The following is a 19,055-nucleotide window of genomic DNA, read 5'->3' on the forward strand; positions in this document are numbered from 1 at the left end:
ATTATCACCAATACACTTTTGTGGTTCTTAGCCAGCATAGAGTCAAGGAAGTTTCCCTCGTCGCAATGCTAGCACCGCTAGAGCAGGTAGTTTTGGAACAAGCACGTGACCAGTTGGCCTAGGGAATTTCCTAAAGGATTTTTCCAGCGGTAAAAAACTGCCTTCAAAAAATTTTGATCGAACCAGCGGCGAACGGCGGCTTAAGTCCGCATCTCTTTTGGCGGGGGCCTGAGGGTGGCGAAAGTGCGATTTAAGATCAAAGATTCCTCGTGGCTTTGAATGACCGGTCTGGCGACACGGCTGCAACACAGCGATAAATGTGTCGCAACGGCAAATCTATGCTGCGTCAGCAATAGCCGCAAACGCACAAGTCCGGTTTGTCCCGCTTACCGTGAGTTCACCAAACCCCGGATTTCACTTGCGCAGCGAACGGCAGGAATGCGGGCTGCAGCCGCAGCATTCGAGGGGTGCATTGGACGTCTCCTTTGGGCCGTACTCAAAGTGCCTATCGGGTCACGCCACTTCCGATTCTCCGCCACTTTCAAGGCTGGCAGAGATGAAGATCCAACACTCGCTCAAGCAATACGCAATCCAACATGGGTCGAAGTGCACTCGGTGTCTATGCAACATCATGAGTACCATCTATCCTGTCCCGCATATTCAAGGTTTTTTTGAGGTGCGGAAAGATGGAATTTCCCGAGAACCCAATTGCATTTCTTGATCTTCTTGCAACCCGTCACAAAGCCTGGCTGAAAGCGCGACCAAGACGCGGTGAATCGATCCGCTATATGCGCGAAGCGGTCGATCAGCAGGGTGCCGGATCTGAGTTCATGGTGCATTATGTTCATAATCCGGAACCTGCCCAGCCCGATCCGACAGCCGAGGACACCGACCTCGCACTCCTGCAGCTTTACGCACGCTGGCGGCAAGAACACGGCCTCAGGCCCATCGAGCCTTGGGATGGTTCCCGGTTGCGACCGTGGCTGCCAGAAGAGAGCAATCCGGCGGTGCCTTCACTCCTGCAGGGTGATCTATCCCACTTCAACGATGCCTATGTGAGATGGGGCCGCAACAAAGAATGGCCAGCGGTCGATGCACTCGGCAATGCGATTGAGCAATATTTCGCGGACATAAGACATCACAGCATTTGGTCAAGGCCCGTCAGTGGCGGCAAGCTTCGCCTCTACCGCCACAATGAGCTGAACAATATCGAGACAGCACCCTACAGCATCCGGTTCTGGGGCTTTCTGCAGTGGGCGGATGATCTGCGCCGGACCTTGGCCGGCGAAGAGATCGAGACCTATCCCCATGACAAGTGGTCTGACATCACCTTCATGGATCAATTCAACCAGGATCATTTCCCCTGGCACGATGATGTGTTCGGGAATGGCCGGTGCCCGAAATGGCACAGCCAGTTCGGCGAGAAAGCCCGTCACAAATATCCGATGAACACCTATGGGTTCGGGTTGGAGTTCCTCGAATTCCACAGCGATCTCCTCGATGCTTACAATGAGTATCTCGCACGCTGGGGCAGACCTCCGACCACGAGTTGGCGAGACGGCGAACAGCCCTGGGAGCCAGGCATTCATCATTCCGCGCATATCTTAAAGCAGGCCGGGTTTGGTCCCTGGGGCATTGGCGGGTCCAATGGCGAGGCGCTTGCGCCTGAGCTTTTTGCACCGGCCTTGCTCGATCCGGATCTGTCAAAGTTCAATACGGGCACCGAGCTTGGCGCTTATCTTGAGGGCTTCGGAGTGCGGTATCACGGCGCCGGCCATCTTGAGCATTGCGATATTCGTGATCCTTACACGAACAACTATTCGCTCCGCTTCTTCCATTGGCATCAGTGGATTGATGATCTCTACAAGAAGCTATTGGCGCAGGGAAAACCGCATGTTTCCGAGGCGGCCGACGAGCAGCTGGGGGACAAGGTCAAAGACGCGTTCTTCGAACGCTTTGATGCGCCGCCTGAACTGAAATTCCCTCTGACCGGCACTTGGACCTATCGCAGCTTCCATAATGACGCGGACAGGGATGATCAGAACCTTGCTGCCCTTTGGTTTGTCGCGGACCTGACCCTTGACCAGGCCGGGAATGGCCAGATCACCGGCACGCTTCAAGGTGGGCATCCGGACCCCAATCCCGACTATGTCTACGATGTTGAGGGATTTTATGATGACCGCAATGTTGACTACGAGCTGACACCGGATTGGTGGGAACAGCGCGAGATCATCGTCCTAACCGCGAGGGGTGCAACGCCCGCTACAGACGGCCATGTCTATGAATACCGTAGCCACCTGGTTGCCGATTGGCCGAACGGAAAGGACCGGTTGCCCGCTTTGGTCGGATCTGTTTTGCGCGCAAGGCGGCCGGATGATCCCACAAAGGAAGGCAAAGTCGGATCCTTCGTCGCGGTTCTGCAACCCGACGAGGCGCCCGCGGTCGCCTGAACGCACGGAGAGGCGGCAATGACGAAGACAGACACGGACCAGGGAAGCTCGAAGCCCCCGGTTCTGAAGACGCTCGCCTGGGCGACGCGACCGGGTCTGATTTACGGGATCGGGTTTGGGATCGCCTTTACGGTGGCGTTCATCGTGAGCGCACAGCTTGGGATCATCACCAATGTGCTGATCGGCTTCCTGGCGTTGTCGTTTTTGTCCGTCTTCGGAGCCTTGTTCTTTTTCTTCATGGCACAGGCCCTGTCCCGAAAGTTTAGCTTGAAGGATTTGGTGGCGCCGGCCGACGAGGTCTATGGCCCGAAGCAAGTTCTTTCGGATGTGCGTACCTTCGCCGACAAAGACGCTGTTGATGAGGTCGAGCGCGAGGAGGCCGAAAACCGGCTCGGCAACACACTGTCCGGTCTTTTCGTACTCGCCGGCAGTGCGATTGGCCGGTATTTTAGTCTGGTGTTTTTGGTCAGCGTTTTGGGTGGAGCGGCGACCTTTGCGATCTTTGCCGCAACCTTCATTCAGGCAGAGCGCCTGGCCGTTCAAAACCGTCTCATTGAAAACCAATTGCATCTGGCGGAGGCGCAGAGACAAACGGCGTTGGCTGTGTCTTTGGAGAACCTCGAGACGGAACTTGTGCGCCTGCAGGGCTCCGGCGGCGAGATCGAGTTACCCGAACCTCTGATCTTGAAGATCGTCGCGCTGAGCCGGACATTTCGACCCTACCGCTTCGTGGAATACTCTCTGCAGAACACCCTCAACGTGGTTCAGCAGGATCTTCTGCCCTTTGATGCGGAGTTCGGGGTGCGGTTGACGCGGACGCCGCTTAGTCAGGAGCGATCCCGATTGTTGTCGCAGATCGTCTTCGCGCCGATATCCAACATGGGCGACCTCCATCAGAAGGGCCCAGTGTTTCAGTTCTCAGATTTCCGGGAGTACTTTCTGAGCGAGGTTAAGCTGGACTGTTTTGATCTGCGCAGCAGCGATTTTCGCGAGTCCTATGGATTCGCGGCGAGCTTTAGGGGTGCCCAGCTTCAACGCGCCGATTTCAGTTATGCCAACATGACCGGAGTCAATTTCTCAACGGCTGTGACGGAAGAAGAAGAAAACCCGCCCTGTCCAGATACGATTGGTGCCTTTCACCCTGACCGCATCACAAATCTTGCAAATGCGAATTTTAGCTTTGCGCGTTTAAACCACGCGAACTTTGATGGGGCGATCTTGGAGGGCGCGAACCTAACAAACACGGTGCTCTTCGGCGCAACGTTTTTGGAAACAGACATCTCGTCCACGAGCTTTGAGAACGCAATCATCAGTTCCGGCGATGAAGCTCCGGACATTGGAGCAATAGCTGAGGGTTTTTTTGGTGAAGCGATTAGCGAAGCTAAGTCGAAATTTATCCGCCATTGGATGGTGGTTTCGGCGAAACCAGATCATCCTTTTCTCAATCAATCGGATTTGGACGACACCATCTACTACGTATTGAAGCCAAGACGTTGAGGCACAGTTCTTTCGCAACAAGACCCGCCTGATTTTGCACCAGAACGCTGAAAATCTGTTCTTCGATGAAGCGACTTTTCTTCATCGACTGGCTCATCTGTTGGAGAACAGGACAACTAGGGCAGATCAACGCCGCCCATCCGATGACGTTGAAATCAAGCAAATGCAGCGAATGGCGGGTTTGATGGTCTGCAATGCAGCGATCCGGAGCAATGACCATTAGCTGCTTAGGGCCGTCCAAATCAAGCACTTCTGCTTGTTGCATCTCTTCTGATCTTTCCTGCTTGAACCCCGAGTGTCAGAGCAAACAAAACTTGGATCCAAAAGGACGCCTGGCCGCCAGAAACGAAGTCATAGAGTGTTTTTGAGGCGCTAAGTTCGGCATGCTTGGAAGCCAGTTCGAGATAGGACTCCAAGTTGGAGCACATGCCAATGTCTTCCGCACCATCGTAACAGATGTTCATATGCAGACCTGATGCAGCCTCACGCTCTTCGGCCGGAGAATAGGTTTGCATTCTATGTTGGCCAACAAAGTGAGCTGCGCGACACGAAGACTCGCAGGTCGCACCGACTATCGTTGGATGAGTTTGAAAACACGCTGGCGGTGTATCATTGGTTTGGTTTAAGACGTCATCCCACCAAACCCCGCAAGAATTCATTACCCATTCCGTGCGATAATTGAGACTGGACTTGGCCGACAGGGAAGCAGCCGCAGCGTCAGAAACCGCTTGTTGTTTCCGGGATGCAGTTATGTCGGCAACTGCCGCTGCAATACCGACCAAAGCAACTGACAAAAGTATGTACTCTGTAACCTCCCAAAATCGATCCGAGCGCTTTGACAACAAGAAGACGGAGGCCAACGAAGTGGCAAGAAAAACTAGAAAGACTGCTAATAGTTGCATAAAGAACCCTCGGTATCCGCTCCGATAGTGCCACAATGCGTTTGAATTGGTAGACCAATGTCCGCTCAGGAGAAGCTGCAACGCAGCACTGACTACTTTGTTAGACGTCTCCTAAGGGCCGCCAGTGAAAGCGACCCAACTGCACTAGATTTCAATGGCTTCGGCGATAGCTAGGGCGTCTTCAAGTTCGACACCCAGATATCTGACTGTGCTGTCCATCTTCGTATGCCCAAGAAGCAACTGCACGGCGCGCAGGTTGCCAGTCTTCTTGTAGATCTGGGTTACTTTGGTACGCCGCATCGAATGCGTTCCGTATGCGCTTGCCTCAAGGCCAATGGATGTGACCCAATCACGGACGATCCGCGCATACTGGCGTGTTGAAATGTGCAGGCGCTCATGGAAACGGCCAGGCCAAAGATACTCCGAGCCTACCATGAGTTCGTCCTCCATCCACTTTTCGACTGAAGCACGCGTGCCCTCGGAAATCTCGAAGCGGACTGGTTTCTGAGTTTTGCTTTGCAGGACGGATGCGCGCTCTTTGATCTGTCCCGATGCCATTACGTCGACGACTTTCATCCTTACAAGATCACAGCCACGAAGTTTGCTGTCGATTGCCATATTGAACAGCGCGAGGTCGCGATGGTTCTCGGCCAGTTCAAGTCGAACTCGGATTGCCCAGACGTGCTTTGGCTTCAGCGGTCGTTTCTGGCCAACGATGCGTCCTTTGTTCCAAGCTGGGCGAAGCGCGCGAATGGCCGGTAAGTTTGGTGTTTCCATGACTGATCCTCCGATCCGCCATTCCCTCCCAAAGCGACAACCCGACGTTGACAAGGTACCATATCAAAGGATTTCTGCGCTGACTCCGAGGTCTGCATCGAGCACAGAGCGACACATGCTGCATGGCAACCTAATGACTGCTATATATGTGGATGTTCAACACTAGGAAACGTTTTGGAGGTCAAATTGACAGCAAACCAGATTGTTTCAATCCTTGGTCCATTAATACTGTGCATTCTTGGCGTCTACATGTTTCTAAATGCCCAAAAGAAAAAGAGAAATCAGCCGCCAAAATCCCATGGCCCGCATACCCCTAATGCTGGTTACGATGGCAAGGAATTTGTGCGGAGCAAAGGAGCCGGTATGGCTGATGGTGGCAGATAGCGACTGGCTTCAAGAAAAACGACGTTTTCTCATCGCAAGTGAATGACCGCTTCGTCCGCGACAATGAGTTCACGACCCTTCAGTTTTTGCTGTCGCAGCTAAAGTCCGGTCTGACGGGCCGCACCGCAGCGACTATCTGTATGGGCGAAGGTCGGCTTTGGGCCGCCCTTGCATCGGTCATTAACGGCAGCTTCCAGACCGTTGGCTCCCTTAGTGCTTCGACAACCCTTCCTTTGAGAGAGCTGTCTGAACCGCGGGCTTGGCCTCAATCCTTCGATAATGTTCGCGAAGCGCCGGCCATTGGCTAATGTCCAGATCCTGATCCTCGAGCCAGCGGCACAACGTATATAAATAAACGTCGGCTATCGAAAACTCTTCACCCAACAAATATGGGCCATTTTGCAGCGAAGCTTCGATAACTGCGATACGCTTCGATAGATGCTGACGACCTACTTCAAGAAATGAGTGTGGTGTATCGGGTCGGTAGAGTGGGCTGAAACTCTTGTGAATTTCCGTGGCTAGGAAATGTAACCATTCAAATGAACGAAGTCGCTGATACTCACCATCCGACAGTAACTTTGCCTCGGGCGCGTATTTGTCCAGGTATTGAATAATGATCGGGATTTCGGTGAATATCTGTCCGTCCGAAGTTTCTAGTGCGGGGACATACCCTTTTGGGTTTACGTCCAAAAAACTCTGGTCATCAGAGGTTCGGCGCGTCGTATAGTCGACCTGGACAATCCTAAAGTCTCGTCCAGTCATGATGAGAGCAACGTGAACCGTCAAAGAACACGCGCCGGGCATGAAGAATAGCTTCATTTTAATTCCTCTGGAAATAAGCTTTGAACATCCTCCAAAAGCACCAGCGCAAGATCGTAGGGTTGCAGGGATGCTTCCTCAATCTTGTGGCCATCGCCGTCCAAGTCCGTGGCTACAAATTGGTCGCCGGGTTGCAGCAGACAGCTATCGCCGTCGCTCGTATCAATGCGGATGGTTCCCGAAAGGACCGTCCCAAGAACAGGCGAGGGCGCGCAATGCCACGCGTCCCGATACCCGGCAGGGTGGTGCATCATGATGACCCCGGTTGCCTTGATCGCTTCGGTAATTTTGTAGCCACTTGGCGACGGAGGGGTGAATTCTCCCTCATGCGTCGCCCACACCTCCTTGGATAAATGGGCTACGCCATTGGCATCTGCTTGAATGTGAACATATTCCATCACGTAGCTCTTTCTATCCTTTCGAAAGCGTGCGCTGTGAAGGCACGTAGTGGGTTCTGTCAGGTTGGCGCCATTGGCAGGCATTGTCGTTCACCATCAGGTCTTGTCAGAAGAACTTTGCTTGAGCGGGGCAGGGCGGTTGCGTAGTTTTTTCACATGACCAGACCTGCCTCTTTCAAATACTTTAAAACCAGTCCCGAGATCATCCGCCTTGCGGTGATGCTGTACATCCGTTTCCCTCTCTCGCTTCGGAATGTCGAAGATCTGCTGCACGAGCGAGGCATCGATGTGAGCCACGAAACTGTCCGATACTGGTGGAACAGGTTCGGTCCGATGTTTGCATCAGAGATCCGGAGAAAACGGGTTCAGCAACTCCGAGCCTTTTCAAAATGGAAGTGGCACGTAGACGAAGTATTCGTGAAAGTGAACGGCAAACGCCACTATCTCTGGCGTGCCGTCGATCACGAAGGTGAAGTGCTTGAGGCCGTCGTCACGAAGCGTCGAAACAAAGCCGCAGCACTGAAATTCCTCAAGAAATTGATGAAGCGGTACGGTTGCGCCGAAAAGATCGCCACAGATCGCTTCGCTTCCTACAAGGCTGCGCTCAGAGAAATTGGCGCGCTCGAAAAACAACAGACGGGCAAGTGGCTCAACAACCGAGTCGAGAATTCGCACCTGCCGTTTCGACGACGCGAACGCGCGATGCAGCGTTTCAGGCGCATGCGAAGTCTACAGAAATTCGCCTCCGTCCATTCCTCTATCTACAACCATTTCAACCAGGAAAGATCGCTAGCCAGTCGAGACACCTTCAAGCTGACCCGCACCGTTGCTCTCGCCGAGTGGCGTCAGCTTTGTTCCGGATAGGTTCGCGGTTTCCGCGGCAAACTGAGACTGGTTCGAATTCGTCTGACAGCACCCTAGGTGCGTTGTGAGTCTCATAAAATATAATCAAAATCTGGTTCCAGTGGTTCTAACCTGTTGGAATCAAAGTGCTAACTGCCATTTCGATAGCGCTGTAGTATCTGAGGGTAATTCGGTGGAAAACTCCAGACAGCTTCGCCGGGAGCACGCACAAGCCCGCGCGCTTGAGGATCTCGGTCTGTAAGCAGAGAAATGAATAGGTCACTGCTGGCCCAGGGCGAAGATCGGAAATACCAATGCCCGTTTCCTGTATCGGCCGCTTCGGCCTCGGTCACGTCGATGATATGTAGGGATTTCATCTCAGAAAGTCGGCGCTGAAACAGAGACCCGTTTATTGCTTCATCGGAAACCTGACCCAGACGGTCGCGACCGAAGACCAACCGTGACATCGCCAGTGCTGAGTCGGTCTGCGATTGATAGAGTGTCACATCTGTAACGGCATCCAATAGGCCGTCTTCAATCGATTGCAAAAAGTAGCTTCGATCAAGATCGCTGCTGATCAGGATCAGCCGTCCCAGCCGCGGCTTTGATTCAGGCCGCAAAGCAATCTGATAGGCGGCTTCAAATGCGAGCCTGGACCCAGCGCTGTATCCTATAAGGTGAATGCGCCGGGCGTTGGTGTTTGCCGACAGGTATTCGACAAGAGACCGCAAATTGCGGCGCGTCGCCAATGCAGATTCCTGATCCCGAAAATACGCCAGGCGTTTGGGTGTAGCGGGCCAGTTGTAGCTGATGAAAGCGCCCTGATAGCCCAAAAAGTGCTGCAACTCTTTGGAAACAAGGGTCGAGTAATCGAAATCGACATTGTAGCCATGGATATAGATGAAAACGTCTTTGTTGCCAGAAGCTGCAAGCTGATCGTCAACCCGTTGGGCAAACCGAAGACCGGCTGCCTTCATCTCCTTTTGCGAAGGTGGATCGTTCATGTAGCGCGTGACGCTGAACGGCATGACACCAATCTCTTGTACGTCAGATACGCTGAGCGTGTAGTCCTTAGCGCGGTCGCGCGTCATAGTAACGTGGCGAAGCTTTTCCAACGTCGCCAGCGGGGGGGTGCTTTGCACATCGGCAACGCCGGTGCGCAGAATTTGACCGCGCTCGTTGTTGTAATATGCTTGTGGGTCGCCGGGAACCGCGGGCTGACGATCTGTGGCGTAGAATAGCTGCGAACGCTGCACGAAATTGTCTGCCGTGATGTCCGTGTAAGGGTCAAAAGCAGCTTCGGCATAGACCGTTGGGGAGGGCATCAGCTCAATTTCGTCATAGATATTTGGCCCGCAGGCAGCAAGGACACAGAACGAACACACGGTTGCCGCAGGCAAAGCTCTGGTAATCAGTCGCCTCGTCGTTGCTTGCCTCAATTGCCTTTGTCCGACTGTTCGCATCCGGCTGCAATTGCCTGGCCCCAACATGTCAGAACCGCTGCTCGCGTCTTGGCGCAACTTCGACACTTCAGACCTGTTTGTGTTCGGCATGGCCACCTTTCGCATAATGCCCTTACTCAAAAGCTTTATGTCACACCCAACAAGGGTCTGGGTTGTGAGAGCTTGAACCTGCTGTCACCTTCACCTTTGTCTACCATGATGTAGCGATAACCTTCGCGCAAATTCCACTTTGGAGTGACGGCATAACCCATGGTAGCTACAAATTGCGCCGTTTCGCGATTTGAGCGAAATCCGCCATAGTCAGCCAAGGCAATTACCGACCAGCGGTCATTGATCTGATACCAGATGCGGGCTGCAATCATGGGGTCGATCCAATCGTCGCTGGATTTTGAACTTAGTGCCGGGCTGGGGCCGCCGCCCAGTGTGATTGTGCTGCTGGTATCAAACCAACTAAGCCCGCCACCGAGATCGACATCCAGAGATTGGTCCTGATAGACCGTGTACGCCGCACACCCGCTAAAGAACTGCGTCTTCAGGCTAGTTTCTGCGCCGCTGAACACCGGGCCAGGGGTGTCGCCTTCAAATGTCAGATCTGTGCGCATATAGTCTGCGATCAGTGACCATCGACCGTGTCGCGCCTCAACCGTGCCCATAAAGGCGAGGTCCAGATTCTCAAGTGCGTCGCTGAAGCTCAGTTCCGATTCCAAGGGGCCAATGGTTGTCTCAGTATCCGCGCCATAGGTGTAGAAACTGCCGTAGAAGCTCCAACCAGAGTCCTGAGCCACTGCTGGAGAACCGTAGAGCAGCGTAGTCGACGCAACCAGAAAGCTGCCCAAGAAACTCCTTACCTGTGTGAATTCCATGACCTGCTCCCCTTTTTTCGATCCCAAGTTTGAAACGCGGCAAAAAGATAAGCCGCGTCGTATTCCTGTTACGTTTCACAATTGCATTCGACCGGGTCGAGTATCGGAACAGATGCCTTAACGAAGTTCGTTTCACGGGCGCGAAACTCCGACGGTGTCTGACCCGTCCATTTCTTGAAGGCCCGTGTCATTGCGGTAGCGTCAGAATACCCCAACTGAGCAGCGATATCGCCCACCGACAATTCAGACTTGGAAAGCAAGTATTTTGCCTGGTCACATTTGGCTTCGATGACGATGCGCGACAGTGATGTTCCATAGGCAGCAAGCCGTCGGTTGAGAACCGCGCCTCGAAAACCGCATGCTTTGGCGAGGGTTGTAACCGACAAGTCCGTGCGTCCGACCATTGAATTGGCAACGCTTTGGATCGAACTCAACAGGTCTGTAGGCACAGGGTTTTTGTCGTCCTGAGTGGTCGACACGTACTCGGTCGCAGTTCGGTTAGCCAGTTCAAACAAAAGCCAGGCACTTGGGAAGCGGATGGAATACCCGTCTGAGCCCGCGCCTACCGCCCGGATACCGTAGAAGTAAGACGGTAGCAGATCAGGACGGTTCACCCGCACAAGAACCTTATTCGCTTCCCAACGTTGGCCTGCGGTTTCATGCAGCAACGTAGCCCATCGACTGATCTGAAACGCATCCATATAGGCGGGCGAACAGCATGGCGTGAACCTGCGTTTGGCGGACAGCACGGCGAACTCGCCAGAGACATCGAGTGTCATGGTGACCGCATTTGTGTTGTTTCCCGCATGAACGCAGAACCTGGCAATGAAATCGGCCAGCGACTTTGCGACGCGAAAGGCCTGTCCGAATGGGGATGCAATCGTCGGATCTGAAGTTTGACCAACAAGTGCTGGAAAGTCCGGCGATGTCTTTTTTGCGACGGCTTCAAACACGGCATAGACAGTGTCGTGCGGAATGAAACAACTCGGAGCGCTCAACTCTGAGAAGGATAGATCGAATTCCGCAAGGAGACTTTCTACAGATTGACCGGATTCTTGAAACGCAAGCAAAAGCGGGATGATGACCCGCCCGCGTGTAAGCGGTGGTGTTCTGTATTGAGCATGCGCGTCCTGCCCTGTCATCATAACCCCCTAAGGTATCGCAATTGAAAGGCCGGGCAGGTCAAGCATAGACCAGTGCGGCTCAGTGTCCCTGACCTGCGTCAAAGCTGAAGTCACTTTTTGAGGTAAAAAAGTCAGGTGCCCGCTGGTAGAGGCTCAACCGAATGGAACCACGCTACCCACAGAGAGTGCGCTCTAACAGACTGACATCACCACATGAATAATAGGCCCGCCGCTCGGTCAATATGCAAAGAGAGTATCTAGTTGTTGGCCGACGCGCTGTCGCTACCTGTCATTTTTGGCCTGTTTTCGGAGGTGGCCGCTCCAATCTGTCAGGGCATACATTCGAACTTTGTGGTTTGTTGGAGAGAGATGGCACGGCTTCAATTGTAGCGTTTCAAAAACAACAAAAAGAGGGGCGCGAGAGTGCGCATTTGATCAGCTGCCGGGACCATCAAGCAATACATTTCTGTAATTGGCTAGTGGAGCGGACAAACTATGAATCCCACGCACAAACACTGGAAACTTGCTGCTTTAGCTGTCCTGATTGGAAGCACAGCGACCGCTCAGAGCTTTGATACCACGGTCGATGCACTTGCAGAGACATACGAAGTGCCCATTACCATAAACAACTTTGTTCGGGCTGCTACAGACAACGAACTGAAGACGTACTATGGCCTGGCCGGAGGCGTAAATCAGTTCTTTCATTTCAAAGAACCCACCCCCATTGACAATCAGCCCACCATTCGGATGAACCGCGACACGCTCTACAGCGTTGCGGTAATTGATATCAGCAAAGGCGCAACCTTGACTCTGCCCGATGTGGGCGACCGATACATGACGACGATGGTGGTCAATCAAGATCATTTTATCAATGAAGTGTTCGACGGTGGCGGTGTGTTCCAGCTTGACATGGAAACGTTCCATACCCCTTACGTGCTTGTTTTCATGAGAATACTGGTGGATGCCGAAAACCCCAAGGATGTTGCGGCGGTCAATGCAATTCAGGACGGTTTCACCATTAATGCCGCCTCCGCGACACCCTTCGAGATGCCCAATTACGACGCGGATAGCTTTGAGGCCCTGCGCCAAGCAGCGGTTGAGCTGGGCAGGTTCGCCACAGACAGCGCCCGGACTTTTGGTACGGCAGATCATATAGACCCGTTACGCCATTTCCTTGGCACAGCAGTCGGCTTTGGTGGACTGCCCGAAGACGAGGCATTTTACCTCAATATCGAGCCCGGCGTGCCGCTTGGAGAATACAAAATCCAGGTCCCAGCGGATGTGCCAGTGAACGCGTTCTGGTCCGTGAGCCTCTATAATGCAGACGGGTTTTTTGAACTCAATTCCCTCGACTCGTATGTGGTCAATTCGGTCTCTGGCACCAAGAATGATGATGGCAGTGTGACCGTGCATTTCGGCGGTTGCGACGACGGACGCGTGAACTGTCTCCCGATCATGGATGGCTGGAACTATGCCGTGCGCCTTTATCAGCCGGGCCCAGAGGTCATCGACGGAAGCTGGGTCTTCCCCTCCGTAGAACCCGCAAACTGAACAACAGGATGCTTACGATGAAAAAGCTTCTTCTGACAGTCGCGCTTACACTCCCGACAGGCGTTTGGGCCGAAGACATTGTCGATGTAACCGTCGACACCCTTGTGCGTGCCGAGACAGATCACATGTTTCGCACCAACATGGCCAATCTCGGCCTCGCTGTTGGCGAGTTAGGGCATATGCGCGAAGCCACCACACCGGACAACCAGCCGGTTATCCGCATGAATCAGGACACGCTCTACTCCGGCATCTTGCTGGATTTGAGCAAACCCGTCGAAGTGACGCTCCCCGTGGCGGATGGCCGCTATATCTCGATGCATGTCATCAATCAGGATCACTTCATGTACGCCGAGGCAGAGCCCGGCATGTATCAAATCACACAGGAAGACCTTGGTACGCGCTTTGGTTTCATCGCGTTTCGCACATTCGTCGATGTAACTGACCCGGATGATATTGCCGCCGCGCAAGCGGCACAGGATGGAATTGTCGTCAGCGGCGGGGGGACGGGCCCGTTTGATGCGCCCAACTGGAACACCGAACAGCTTGCCACTGCGCGTCAGGCGATAAACGACTTATCCTTGCTGGGCACCGATACAGCACGGGCCTTTGGCAGAACCAAAGACGATATTGATCCGGTTCAGTTTCTGGTCGGTGCGTTCTCGGGTTGGGGCGGGCTTCCGCCTGAGGCCGCGATCTACATGTTGGACGCGGTCGATCAGAATGACGGCGAGACACCACATGCGGTAACGGTCAAGGATGTGCCGGTTCGGGCGTTCTGGTCAGTGACTGTCTATAACGGTGACGGCTTTCTGGAAGCCAATGATCTGGGCGTAAACAGCTATAATGGCTACACAGCCGAAGCGGCAGAGGACGGCTCGGTCACGTTGCATTTCGGCGGGTGCGACGATGGCCGCGTTAACTGTCTGCCGATTACTCCGGGCTGGAACTACGCGATCCGCCTCTATGAGCCGGAGGATGCAATCCTGAACGGTAATTGGGCCTTCCCGAAATTAGAGCCGATCAACTAGGCCACTCGCCCAACCCGCATTTCAAAAGGAGTACACGGCTATGCGTCGATCCCTTACTCTTTTGGGGCTGCTTTTTGCAGCCAGTGCCGGAACCACAACCGTTGCAGACGAGGCATCCGATCTGGCCCAAGAACTGGCCAATCCACTTGCGGCAATCGTCTCGGTTCCATTTCAATTGAACTATGATGAAAATCTGGGCGTCTCTGATCAGGGCTCGCGCACCACGCTGAACTTTCAACCAGTCGTGCCTTTTCAACTGAACGATGACCTTAACCTGATCACACGAACTATCATTCCTTACATCTGGCAGGAAGACGTTGTGCCGGGCACACGACAGGAGGGGTTCGGAGATATCCTGTTCTCTGCCTGGTTCTCGCCAATCGGAACCGGGGACGTAACGTGGGGCGTTGGTCCCGTTGTGCGCTTTCCAACTTTTAGCGACGTATCGAGTGATACATGGGCCGCTGGGATTACCGGGATTGCCCTGCGGCAGACGGGGCCGTGGACTTATGGTGCGCTGGCCAATCATCTGTGGGACTTGGAAAGCAACCCCGACACCCCCACGAATGTTAGTTTTCTCCAGCCCTTTCTTGCTTATTCCACCGAAGGCGCGTGGACCTATTCGCTGCAAAGCGAAAGCACCTATGACTGGGAAACTGAAGCCTGGGCTGTGCCTATAAACGCTTCGATCTCCAAGCTGGTCCAATGGGGGGCGCTGCCAGTCAATCTGCAAGCGGGGGCGGGCTACTGGCTGGAAGCGCCCGAGGTGGGTGCCGAGGGCGTTCGCCTACGATTGCAGGCTCAGGTCGTCTTGCCCAGAGGCCGCTGACGTTTGGCTGAAGGATAGTTCATGAAACGTCGAAAATAGGGAGGTCTTGATGGCCGATCAGATGCAACGCAATGCGCAAGCGCATGTCGAGCTTGACCCAGATCATGAGGATCTGATTGTCAGAAGCTGCAATCGGCTCATTCGACACGCCGTTCGTGTGATGTCTTTGTTCATGGTCGTTGTGATCGGATTTGCCGTCATCGACGCCGGCTACTCGTTCTACATCAAGCTTATAAGTCCGCCGGTCCTGGTTCTTGACGTCAGTGATCTGTTGGAGGTTTTTGCGGCCGCGCTTGTCGTACTGATCGCCATCGAGATTTACACGAATGTCACGCTTTACCTGACGGCCGATGTCATACATGTGAAGCTGGTAGTTGCAACTGCCCTGATGGCCGTTGCCAGAAAGGTCATCACACTCGACACGACGGACCTGGAGCCGCTTTATTTCGTTGGGTATTCTGGACTCGGTCTGGCGTTTGGAGTCACGTATTGGTTGTTGTGGCGTGGCAAGTAGGAAATTCCAAGGACGCCTTTATCGATGCTAGCCTAAGCGAAATCGTCGACATTGGTGCTTTTTTGCAATTTGCTACTTATTCAGCCAAAGAAAAAACGTTCGACAATCCCAAAAATCCGAAAGCAGACCTTGGCACTTGTCCGACGAAAGATCGCTTCGTCTGCGTCTCGAACGTCTGCACTACCAGCAGCGAAAACGAGGTGCCGGTTCGGTCCAAATTGGTGCCAGTTAACGACTGCTTCGGCGACGTGCGCTGCGTTGCAGTAAGGCGTGTGCAGCGACTGCTAAAATATGCTGCGTCAGCACCGTCCAGAAAGTGAACTGCGGCTTTGTCCCGCAGAGCCGACCTCTGGCACGCTGGGAGCCCTTTGAATGCTGACAGAAGTTGTCAGATGACCGCTCTGAGCCCATTTTGACAAATGCTGCAGCGCACACGAATGTCCGTTTAAACAAGGTGGAGATTAAGAATGTCGAACTTTTCAGACCCGACGGATGCAATTCAAGCACTCTATGTTCAGTTTCTGAGTGCTTGGAACAGTCGTGATTTTGAGGGCGTCGCCAATTGTTTTTCAGAACCCGCTTTTTACGCTCTCCCCGGAATAGATATACCGATTTCTGACAGGGCCAGTTTTGTTGTGCTGCTCGAGAAGGTATTTGCAGGACTGGAAGCAGACGGTTTCAGCCACACAGAAGTCAGCGAGATTTCGGCTCAAGCCTGTGGGGAGCAGATGGCGGTCGTTGATGCGAAGAGTGTGGCGCGTCTCAGGAAGGATGGATCATCCATCGAAGTGATAGATGGGCACTATGTAGCTCGGAGATTTGACGATGGCTGGCGATTTACTGTTGCTGTAACCTGCACTTCCGGCTGGCAGGGAAAAAAGTGAAGCAAACCGAACAAGTCATAAAGCGGACATTGATTGTCGTCTGGTAAAAGTCGGCTTCTGTCCGCATCTTACCAGTTCGAGCAACGCGCAGCGAATGGCTTTTACGTCATGTGTTCTCCTTGCGTTACTCATACTTCGGTGAGCGGGCTGTGCGGCAATGCCGCCGGAAAGTCTTGTTGGATCAACTCTTCTTCCGGGAACAGGGCTACAGACGTTGCCAGTGGACATCTTGCATGAGGTATCGAGCATAGCGAAAGTCCTGAATTCTCAGCAGCTTACGATCGGCGAATGTCAGTCGAATGACGTAAAGGGGCGTGTTGCCCGGAGTCTCGCGGTCGAAGACCAGCACCGTCAGCGCGCCATCAACTTGGCCGGGAACCATGAGCCAATCGGTGGCCTTGGAGTAGTTGGTGAAATAACCGCCCACCGGGATGGCACCCCTGCGATGTTCGATGCTGACCACATCCAGGGACACCTCGTCCGCGAGCATGGCCCGGATGGTATCGAAGTCATGTGCGTTGAAGCAGGTCGTGTAATGATCCAGGAGCACCTTGTCCTTGTCGCTCAGCACAACAGGCTTGGCTTCCGGCGTAGTGCGCAATGCGGCGCGTCCGCGTTTCAACGCAGATCTCACCGCATCGACGCTTGTGTCCGAGATTTCGGCGACTTCAGTGGCGTTGTAGCCCAGAACATCAAATAAGATTACAGCGCTGCGCTGCCCGGGTGTTAAGGCCATCAGCGGGCGCAGTGCGTCGGACGTACCGCCTGATAGAGGCAAGGTGCGCGTGATCGCTTCGAATTGCGTCAGTCGGTCCTTCATAGCCTGCTCCGATTTGCGCGCACGGATGGCATTGAGCGCAGTGTTACGGCCAATCCGGAACAACCAGGCCCGCAAGTTCTCAACCTCGGTTCCGGCTTCGAGCGCACGCAATGCGGCGACCAGTGTGTCTTGCAGCACGTCCTCGCCGTCGAATACCGATCCCATCATGCGCGACAGAAAACGGTGCAATTCCGGCCGCAGCTTGGCGATCTCGGCGTTCAGATCGTTGTCTTTCGAAAACTGCGCGTTGCTCATGTCACGACAGTGCTACCATGCGGGACCCATCGACGCCAAAAGCCCCCTTTTGGGGTTTGGTCACCAAAGCACGCATGTGAACGGCAACGCCATCGGGTGTCAGCGGGGCATCCCACTGGCTCATGAAACTGGCGGCATCTCCGCCTTGCATCTTGCCATATGCGGCGGAGGCCTCGTTAGCGATTTCGGTGCCCGCGATCAATTGATTGGGATAGACGGTAGTGAAGGTCAGCCCAAGATCGCGTTTGTCCGCTTCCATTTGCGCATAGTTCATAACGAAATGCTGCATTCGCTTGGCACCCGCATAACCACCTGACAATGGTGAACCATTCAACGCAGCACCGCTTGCGAAGGCGATCACGCTGCCGCCGTTAGGCAGAGCGCTGTTGAGGGCGGCTTGCGCGAGGTCAAAGCTCATTTTGGTATCGCTGTGCCATGGGGCGCTGAACTCTGACCAACTATACCCACTCAACATGCCCATCTTTGGTTTGATGCCGCCGATTTGCAGCACAGTTTCGGGCGAGTGGCGTCGCAAAAGCTCTGCAATCGCGCCCTCTCTTGATGCATCGCAGGCGTCGATTGTGATGCCGGGGGTCTCGGCTGCTAAACTTTCCAGATCCGATTGCGTCCGTGCCACAGCGGTAACGTTGTGCCCTTCTTTGGAAAGCGCGGTTGCTGTTGCGCGGCCCACGCCACGTCCGGCGCCGAGGATGAGTATCTTCCTGGTCACTATCATCTCCTCTTTGTCAGCCGATTGAAGGTAAGACACCTGGTGGACAGAGAACGGGGCGCGGTCTTAGAATTTTTTTGAGTATCCGCTATTTTTGAGCTCTTTTGGCTGCCTTGCGCGCAAACTTTCGAATGGCCGGTTCATATTGTGCCTTCGCATTGCCAATCACAGGCTTACCATGGATGGGCAGCACGTGGTCAAAATCAATATCGAGAAGCGAAAGCAAATCCTCGGCCTCTGGTTTGGTCATCATGAACCAGGCCACGCCAATATTCGCAGGGCGAAACAACCCGGCCAATCTCAGAAATACCTTGGCGGCACGATTGTTGTATTCGGTCGGCACCGGTGTGTTGTGAAAGTAGTCTCCGCTCAACAAGATACCGCCGTGATCTTCGATCAGCAGGGACGCCTCGCGGAGTGAGGGGCTATCCATAATCAGGACGCGACAGTTTTGTATGGGCAGAACTGTACTGGCGCCATAGAAAACATCCGGCGCAAAGTAGGACTGCGCGGCGTCCGCGTTTGCGCTCAGACCGCGCTGATAGGTGGTGTCTTCAAGCGCATAGACGGTGGCGTTGTATCGCTCGCGATAGAAGGCGTCATCAGCGCCATGCATCGAGGCCAGCCGGATCACGGACGTTACAGGCCCAATTGCATCCAACGCTGCCAAACCGTCTTCTGACAGACGCATACTGTTCACAAGTGTGAGCTCGCCCGACCCTGGTGTCTTCACCACGATCATCGACCGCGAAATGCTCGGACGCATGGGTACTGGCATGGTCCACTTGCCCTCAACAAACCAAATGCTTGGAAAAACCTCATCCAGCGCGCCATGAGGCATGACGCTTGTTCCCTGATCACACACACTGTTCTCCCACTGAAGTGAAATTCTCAGAAGGAAGACACATCACATGCCCCAAACGG

General features: G+C 54.0%; 20 protein-coding genes. 9 read left to right on the plus strand and 11 right to left on the minus strand.

The genetic code is table 11. The features are described 5' to 3' along the window. Positions 1-686: 686 nt before the first annotated feature. A complete protein-coding gene (locus ACR0K4_RS18305) occupies positions 687-2,450 on the plus strand; it encodes a hypothetical protein (protein ID WP_480855127.1) in 1,764 nt (587 codons plus the stop codon). Between the two features lie 18 nt (positions 2,451-2,468). Continuing rightward, on the plus strand, positions 2,469-3,947 hold the full coding sequence (locus ACR0K4_RS18310) for a pentapeptide repeat-containing protein (protein ID WP_480516769.1): 1,479 nt from the start codon (positions 2,469-2,471) through the stop codon (positions 3,945-3,947). Here the strand turns inward: ACR0K4_RS18310 and ACR0K4_RS18315 are convergent. The 5 genes from ACR0K4_RS18315 to ACR0K4_RS18335 all read right to left on the minus strand — a co-directional run bounded on the left by ACR0K4_RS18315 (position 3,892) and on the right by ACR0K4_RS18335 (position 7,227). Continuing rightward, positions 3,892-4,212 carry a hypothetical protein gene (locus ACR0K4_RS18315; RefSeq protein ID WP_480516767.1) on the minus strand — a complete coding sequence of 107 codons (321 nt, stop codon included), beginning with the start codon at positions 4,210-4,212 and terminating at the stop codon, positions 3,892-3,894. The genes ACR0K4_RS18310 and ACR0K4_RS18315 overlap by 56 nt on opposite strands. Beyond that, a complete protein-coding gene (locus tag ACR0K4_RS18320) occupies positions 4,190-4,849 on the minus strand; it encodes a hypothetical protein (protein WP_480516766.1) in 660 nt (219 codons plus the stop codon). The genes ACR0K4_RS18315 and ACR0K4_RS18320 overlap by 23 nt, the downstream gene beginning before the upstream one ends. A 144-nt stretch (positions 4,850-4,993) precedes the next feature. Then, entirely contained in the window at positions 4,994-5,626 is a 633-nt protein-coding gene (locus tag ACR0K4_RS18325) for a tyrosine-type recombinase/integrase (RefSeq protein WP_072776096.1), read from the minus strand. 594 nt (positions 5,627-6,220) lie between these two features. Then, positions 6,221-6,829, minus strand: coding sequence for a glutathione transferase GstA (gene gstA / locus ACR0K4_RS18330; protein WP_480516763.1), 609 nt, complete (start codon positions 6,827-6,829; stop codon positions 6,221-6,223). Continuing rightward, positions 6,826-7,227 (minus strand): cupin domain-containing protein, encoded by a 402-nt coding sequence (locus ACR0K4_RS18335; RefSeq protein WP_480855128.1) that lies wholly within the window; start codon positions 7,225-7,227, stop codon positions 6,826-6,828. The genes gstA and ACR0K4_RS18335 overlap by 4 nt, the downstream gene beginning before the upstream one ends. Positions 7,228-7,383: 156 nt before the next feature. On the opposite strand from ACR0K4_RS18335, the gene ACR0K4_RS18340 reads away from it, so the two are divergent. Further along, the gene (locus ACR0K4_RS18340) at positions 7,384-8,091 is read left to right on the plus strand and encodes an IS6 family transposase (RefSeq protein ID WP_480516759.1); all 708 of its coding nucleotides are present in this window, start codon (positions 7,384-7,386) and stop codon (positions 8,089-8,091) included. Positions 8,092-8,219: 128 nt separating this feature from the next. Here ACR0K4_RS18340 and ACR0K4_RS18345 read toward each other — a convergent pair whose 3' ends face one another. The 3 genes from ACR0K4_RS18345 to ACR0K4_RS18355 all read right to left on the minus strand — a co-directional run bounded on the left by ACR0K4_RS18345 (position 8,220) and on the right by ACR0K4_RS18355 (position 11,541). Further along, positions 8,220-9,395, minus strand: coding sequence for an alpha/beta hydrolase (locus ACR0K4_RS18345; RefSeq protein ID WP_480855129.1), 1,176 nt, complete (start codon positions 9,393-9,395; stop codon positions 8,220-8,222). 263 nt (positions 9,396-9,658) lie between these two features. Then, on the minus strand, positions 9,659-10,396 hold the full coding sequence (locus ACR0K4_RS18350) for a porin family protein (protein ID WP_480516751.1): 738 nt from the start codon (positions 10,394-10,396) through the stop codon (positions 9,659-9,661). Positions 10,397-10,464: 68 nt separating this feature from the next. Next, positions 10,465-11,541, minus strand: a complete 1,077-nt coding sequence (locus ACR0K4_RS18355) for an AraC family transcriptional regulator (protein WP_480855130.1) — start codon at positions 11,539-11,541, stop codon at positions 10,465-10,467. Positions 11,542-12,015: 474 nt separating this feature from the next. Here ACR0K4_RS18355 and ACR0K4_RS18360 point away from each other — a divergent pair, with 474 nt between their 5' ends. The 6 genes from ACR0K4_RS18360 to ACR0K4_RS18385 all read left to right on the plus strand — a co-directional run bounded on the left by ACR0K4_RS18360 (position 12,016) and on the right by ACR0K4_RS18385 (position 16,326). Further along, positions 12,016-13,071 (plus strand): DUF1214 domain-containing protein, encoded by a 1,056-nt coding sequence (locus tag ACR0K4_RS18360; RefSeq protein ID WP_480855131.1) that lies wholly within the window; start codon positions 12,016-12,018, stop codon positions 13,069-13,071. Between the two features lie 17 nt (positions 13,072-13,088). Next, positions 13,089-14,099, plus strand: a complete 1,011-nt coding sequence (locus ACR0K4_RS18365) for a DUF1254 domain-containing protein (RefSeq protein ID WP_480516745.1) — start codon at positions 13,089-13,091, stop codon at positions 14,097-14,099. A 40-nt stretch (positions 14,100-14,139) separates the two neighbouring features. Further along, positions 14,140-14,928, plus strand: coding sequence for a transporter (locus ACR0K4_RS18370; protein ID WP_480516743.1), 789 nt, complete (start codon positions 14,140-14,142; stop codon positions 14,926-14,928). A gap of 49 nt (positions 14,929-14,977) precedes the next feature. Continuing rightward, positions 14,978-15,442 carry a phosphate-starvation-inducible PsiE family protein gene (locus tag ACR0K4_RS18375; protein ID WP_480516741.1) on the plus strand — a complete coding sequence of 155 codons (465 nt, stop codon included), beginning with the start codon at positions 14,978-14,980 and terminating at the stop codon, positions 15,440-15,442. Further along, positions 15,418-15,762 (plus strand): hypothetical protein, encoded by a 345-nt coding sequence (locus tag ACR0K4_RS18380; RefSeq protein ID WP_480516739.1) that lies wholly within the window; start codon positions 15,418-15,420, stop codon positions 15,760-15,762. Before ACR0K4_RS18375 ends, ACR0K4_RS18380 begins: the two co-directional genes overlap by 25 nt. 147 nt (positions 15,763-15,909) lie before the next feature. Next, positions 15,910-16,326: a YybH family protein gene (locus tag ACR0K4_RS18385; RefSeq protein WP_480516737.1), complete on the plus strand. Its 417-nt coding sequence runs from the start codon at positions 15,910-15,912 to the stop codon at positions 16,324-16,326. Positions 16,327-16,531: 205 nt separating this feature from the next. Here ACR0K4_RS18385 and ACR0K4_RS18390 read toward each other — a convergent pair whose 3' ends face one another. From ACR0K4_RS18390 to ACR0K4_RS18400, 3 genes are all read right to left on the minus strand, one after another. Next, positions 16,532-17,401: a sigma-70 family RNA polymerase sigma factor gene (locus tag ACR0K4_RS18390; RefSeq protein WP_480855133.1), complete on the minus strand. Its 870-nt coding sequence runs from the start codon at positions 17,399-17,401 to the stop codon at positions 16,532-16,534. Between the two features lies 1 nt (position 17,402). Further along, positions 17,403-18,131: an SDR family oxidoreductase gene (locus tag ACR0K4_RS18395; RefSeq protein WP_480855134.1), complete on the minus strand. Its 729-nt coding sequence runs from the start codon at positions 18,129-18,131 to the stop codon at positions 17,403-17,405. A gap of 88 nt (positions 18,132-18,219) precedes the next feature. Then, positions 18,220-18,996 carry an MBL fold metallo-hydrolase gene (locus ACR0K4_RS18400; protein ID WP_480516731.1) on the minus strand — a complete coding sequence of 259 codons (777 nt, stop codon included), beginning with the start codon at positions 18,994-18,996 and terminating at the stop codon, positions 18,220-18,222. Positions 18,997-19,055: the final 59 nt, after the last annotated feature.

Source organism: Ruegeria sp. K11, from assembly GCF_056531905.1.

What these genes read in the sequence shown, in the direction of transcription:
- ACR0K4_RS18365 (WP_480516745.1), top strand. Translation starts at nt 13,089, where the DNA reads ATGAAAAAGCTTCTTCTGACAGTCGCGCTTACACTCCCGACAGGCGTT.
- ACR0K4_RS18355 (WP_480855130.1), bottom strand. Translation starts at nt 11,541, where the DNA reads ATGATGACAGGGCAGGACGCGCATGCTCAATACAGAACACCACCGCTT.
- ACR0K4_RS18320 (WP_480516766.1), bottom strand. Translation starts at nt 4,849, where the DNA reads ATGCAACTATTAGCAGTCTTTCTAGTTTTTCTTGCCACTTCGTTGGCC.
- ACR0K4_RS18385 (WP_480516737.1), top strand. Translation starts at nt 15,910, where the DNA reads ATGTCGAACTTTTCAGACCCGACGGATGCAATTCAAGCACTCTATGTT.
- ACR0K4_RS18315 (WP_480516767.1), bottom strand. Translation starts at nt 4,212, where the DNA reads ATGCAACAAGCAGAAGTGCTTGATTTGGACGGCCCTAAGCAGCTAATG.
- ACR0K4_RS18310 (WP_480516769.1), top strand. Translation starts at nt 2,469, where the DNA reads ATGACGAAGACAGACACGGACCAGGGAAGCTCGAAGCCCCCGGTTCTG.
- ACR0K4_RS18345 (WP_480855129.1), bottom strand. Translation starts at nt 9,395, where the DNA reads ATGCCCTCCCCAACGGTCTATGCCGAAGCTGCTTTTGACCCTTACACG.
- ACR0K4_RS18325 (WP_072776096.1), bottom strand. Translation starts at nt 5,626, where the DNA reads ATGGAAACACCAAACTTACCGGCCATTCGCGCGCTTCGCCCAGCTTGG.
- gstA (WP_480516763.1), bottom strand. Translation starts at nt 6,829, where the DNA reads ATGAAGCTATTCTTCATGCCCGGCGCGTGTTCTTTGACGGTTCACGTT.
- ACR0K4_RS18335 (WP_480855128.1), bottom strand. Translation starts at nt 7,227, where the DNA reads ATGGAATATGTTCACATTCAAGCAGATGCCAATGGCGTAGCCCATTTA.
- ACR0K4_RS18305 (WP_480855127.1), top strand. Translation starts at nt 687, where the DNA reads ATGGAATTTCCCGAGAACCCAATTGCATTTCTTGATCTTCTTGCAACC.
- ACR0K4_RS18360 (WP_480855131.1), top strand. Translation starts at nt 12,016, where the DNA reads ATGAATCCCACGCACAAACACTGGAAACTTGCTGCTTTAGCTGTCCTG.
- ACR0K4_RS18350 (WP_480516751.1), bottom strand. Translation starts at nt 10,396, where the DNA reads ATGGAATTCACACAGGTAAGGAGTTTCTTGGGCAGCTTTCTGGTTGCG.
- ACR0K4_RS18390 (WP_480855133.1), bottom strand. Translation starts at nt 17,401, where the DNA reads ATGAGCAACGCGCAGTTTTCGAAAGACAACGATCTGAACGCCGAGATC.
- ACR0K4_RS18340 (WP_480516759.1), top strand. Translation starts at nt 7,384, where the DNA reads ATGACCAGACCTGCCTCTTTCAAATACTTTAAAACCAGTCCCGAGATC.
- ACR0K4_RS18375 (WP_480516741.1), top strand. Translation starts at nt 14,978, where the DNA reads ATGGCCGATCAGATGCAACGCAATGCGCAAGCGCATGTCGAGCTTGAC.
- ACR0K4_RS18370 (WP_480516743.1), top strand. Translation starts at nt 14,140, where the DNA reads ATGCGTCGATCCCTTACTCTTTTGGGGCTGCTTTTTGCAGCCAGTGCC.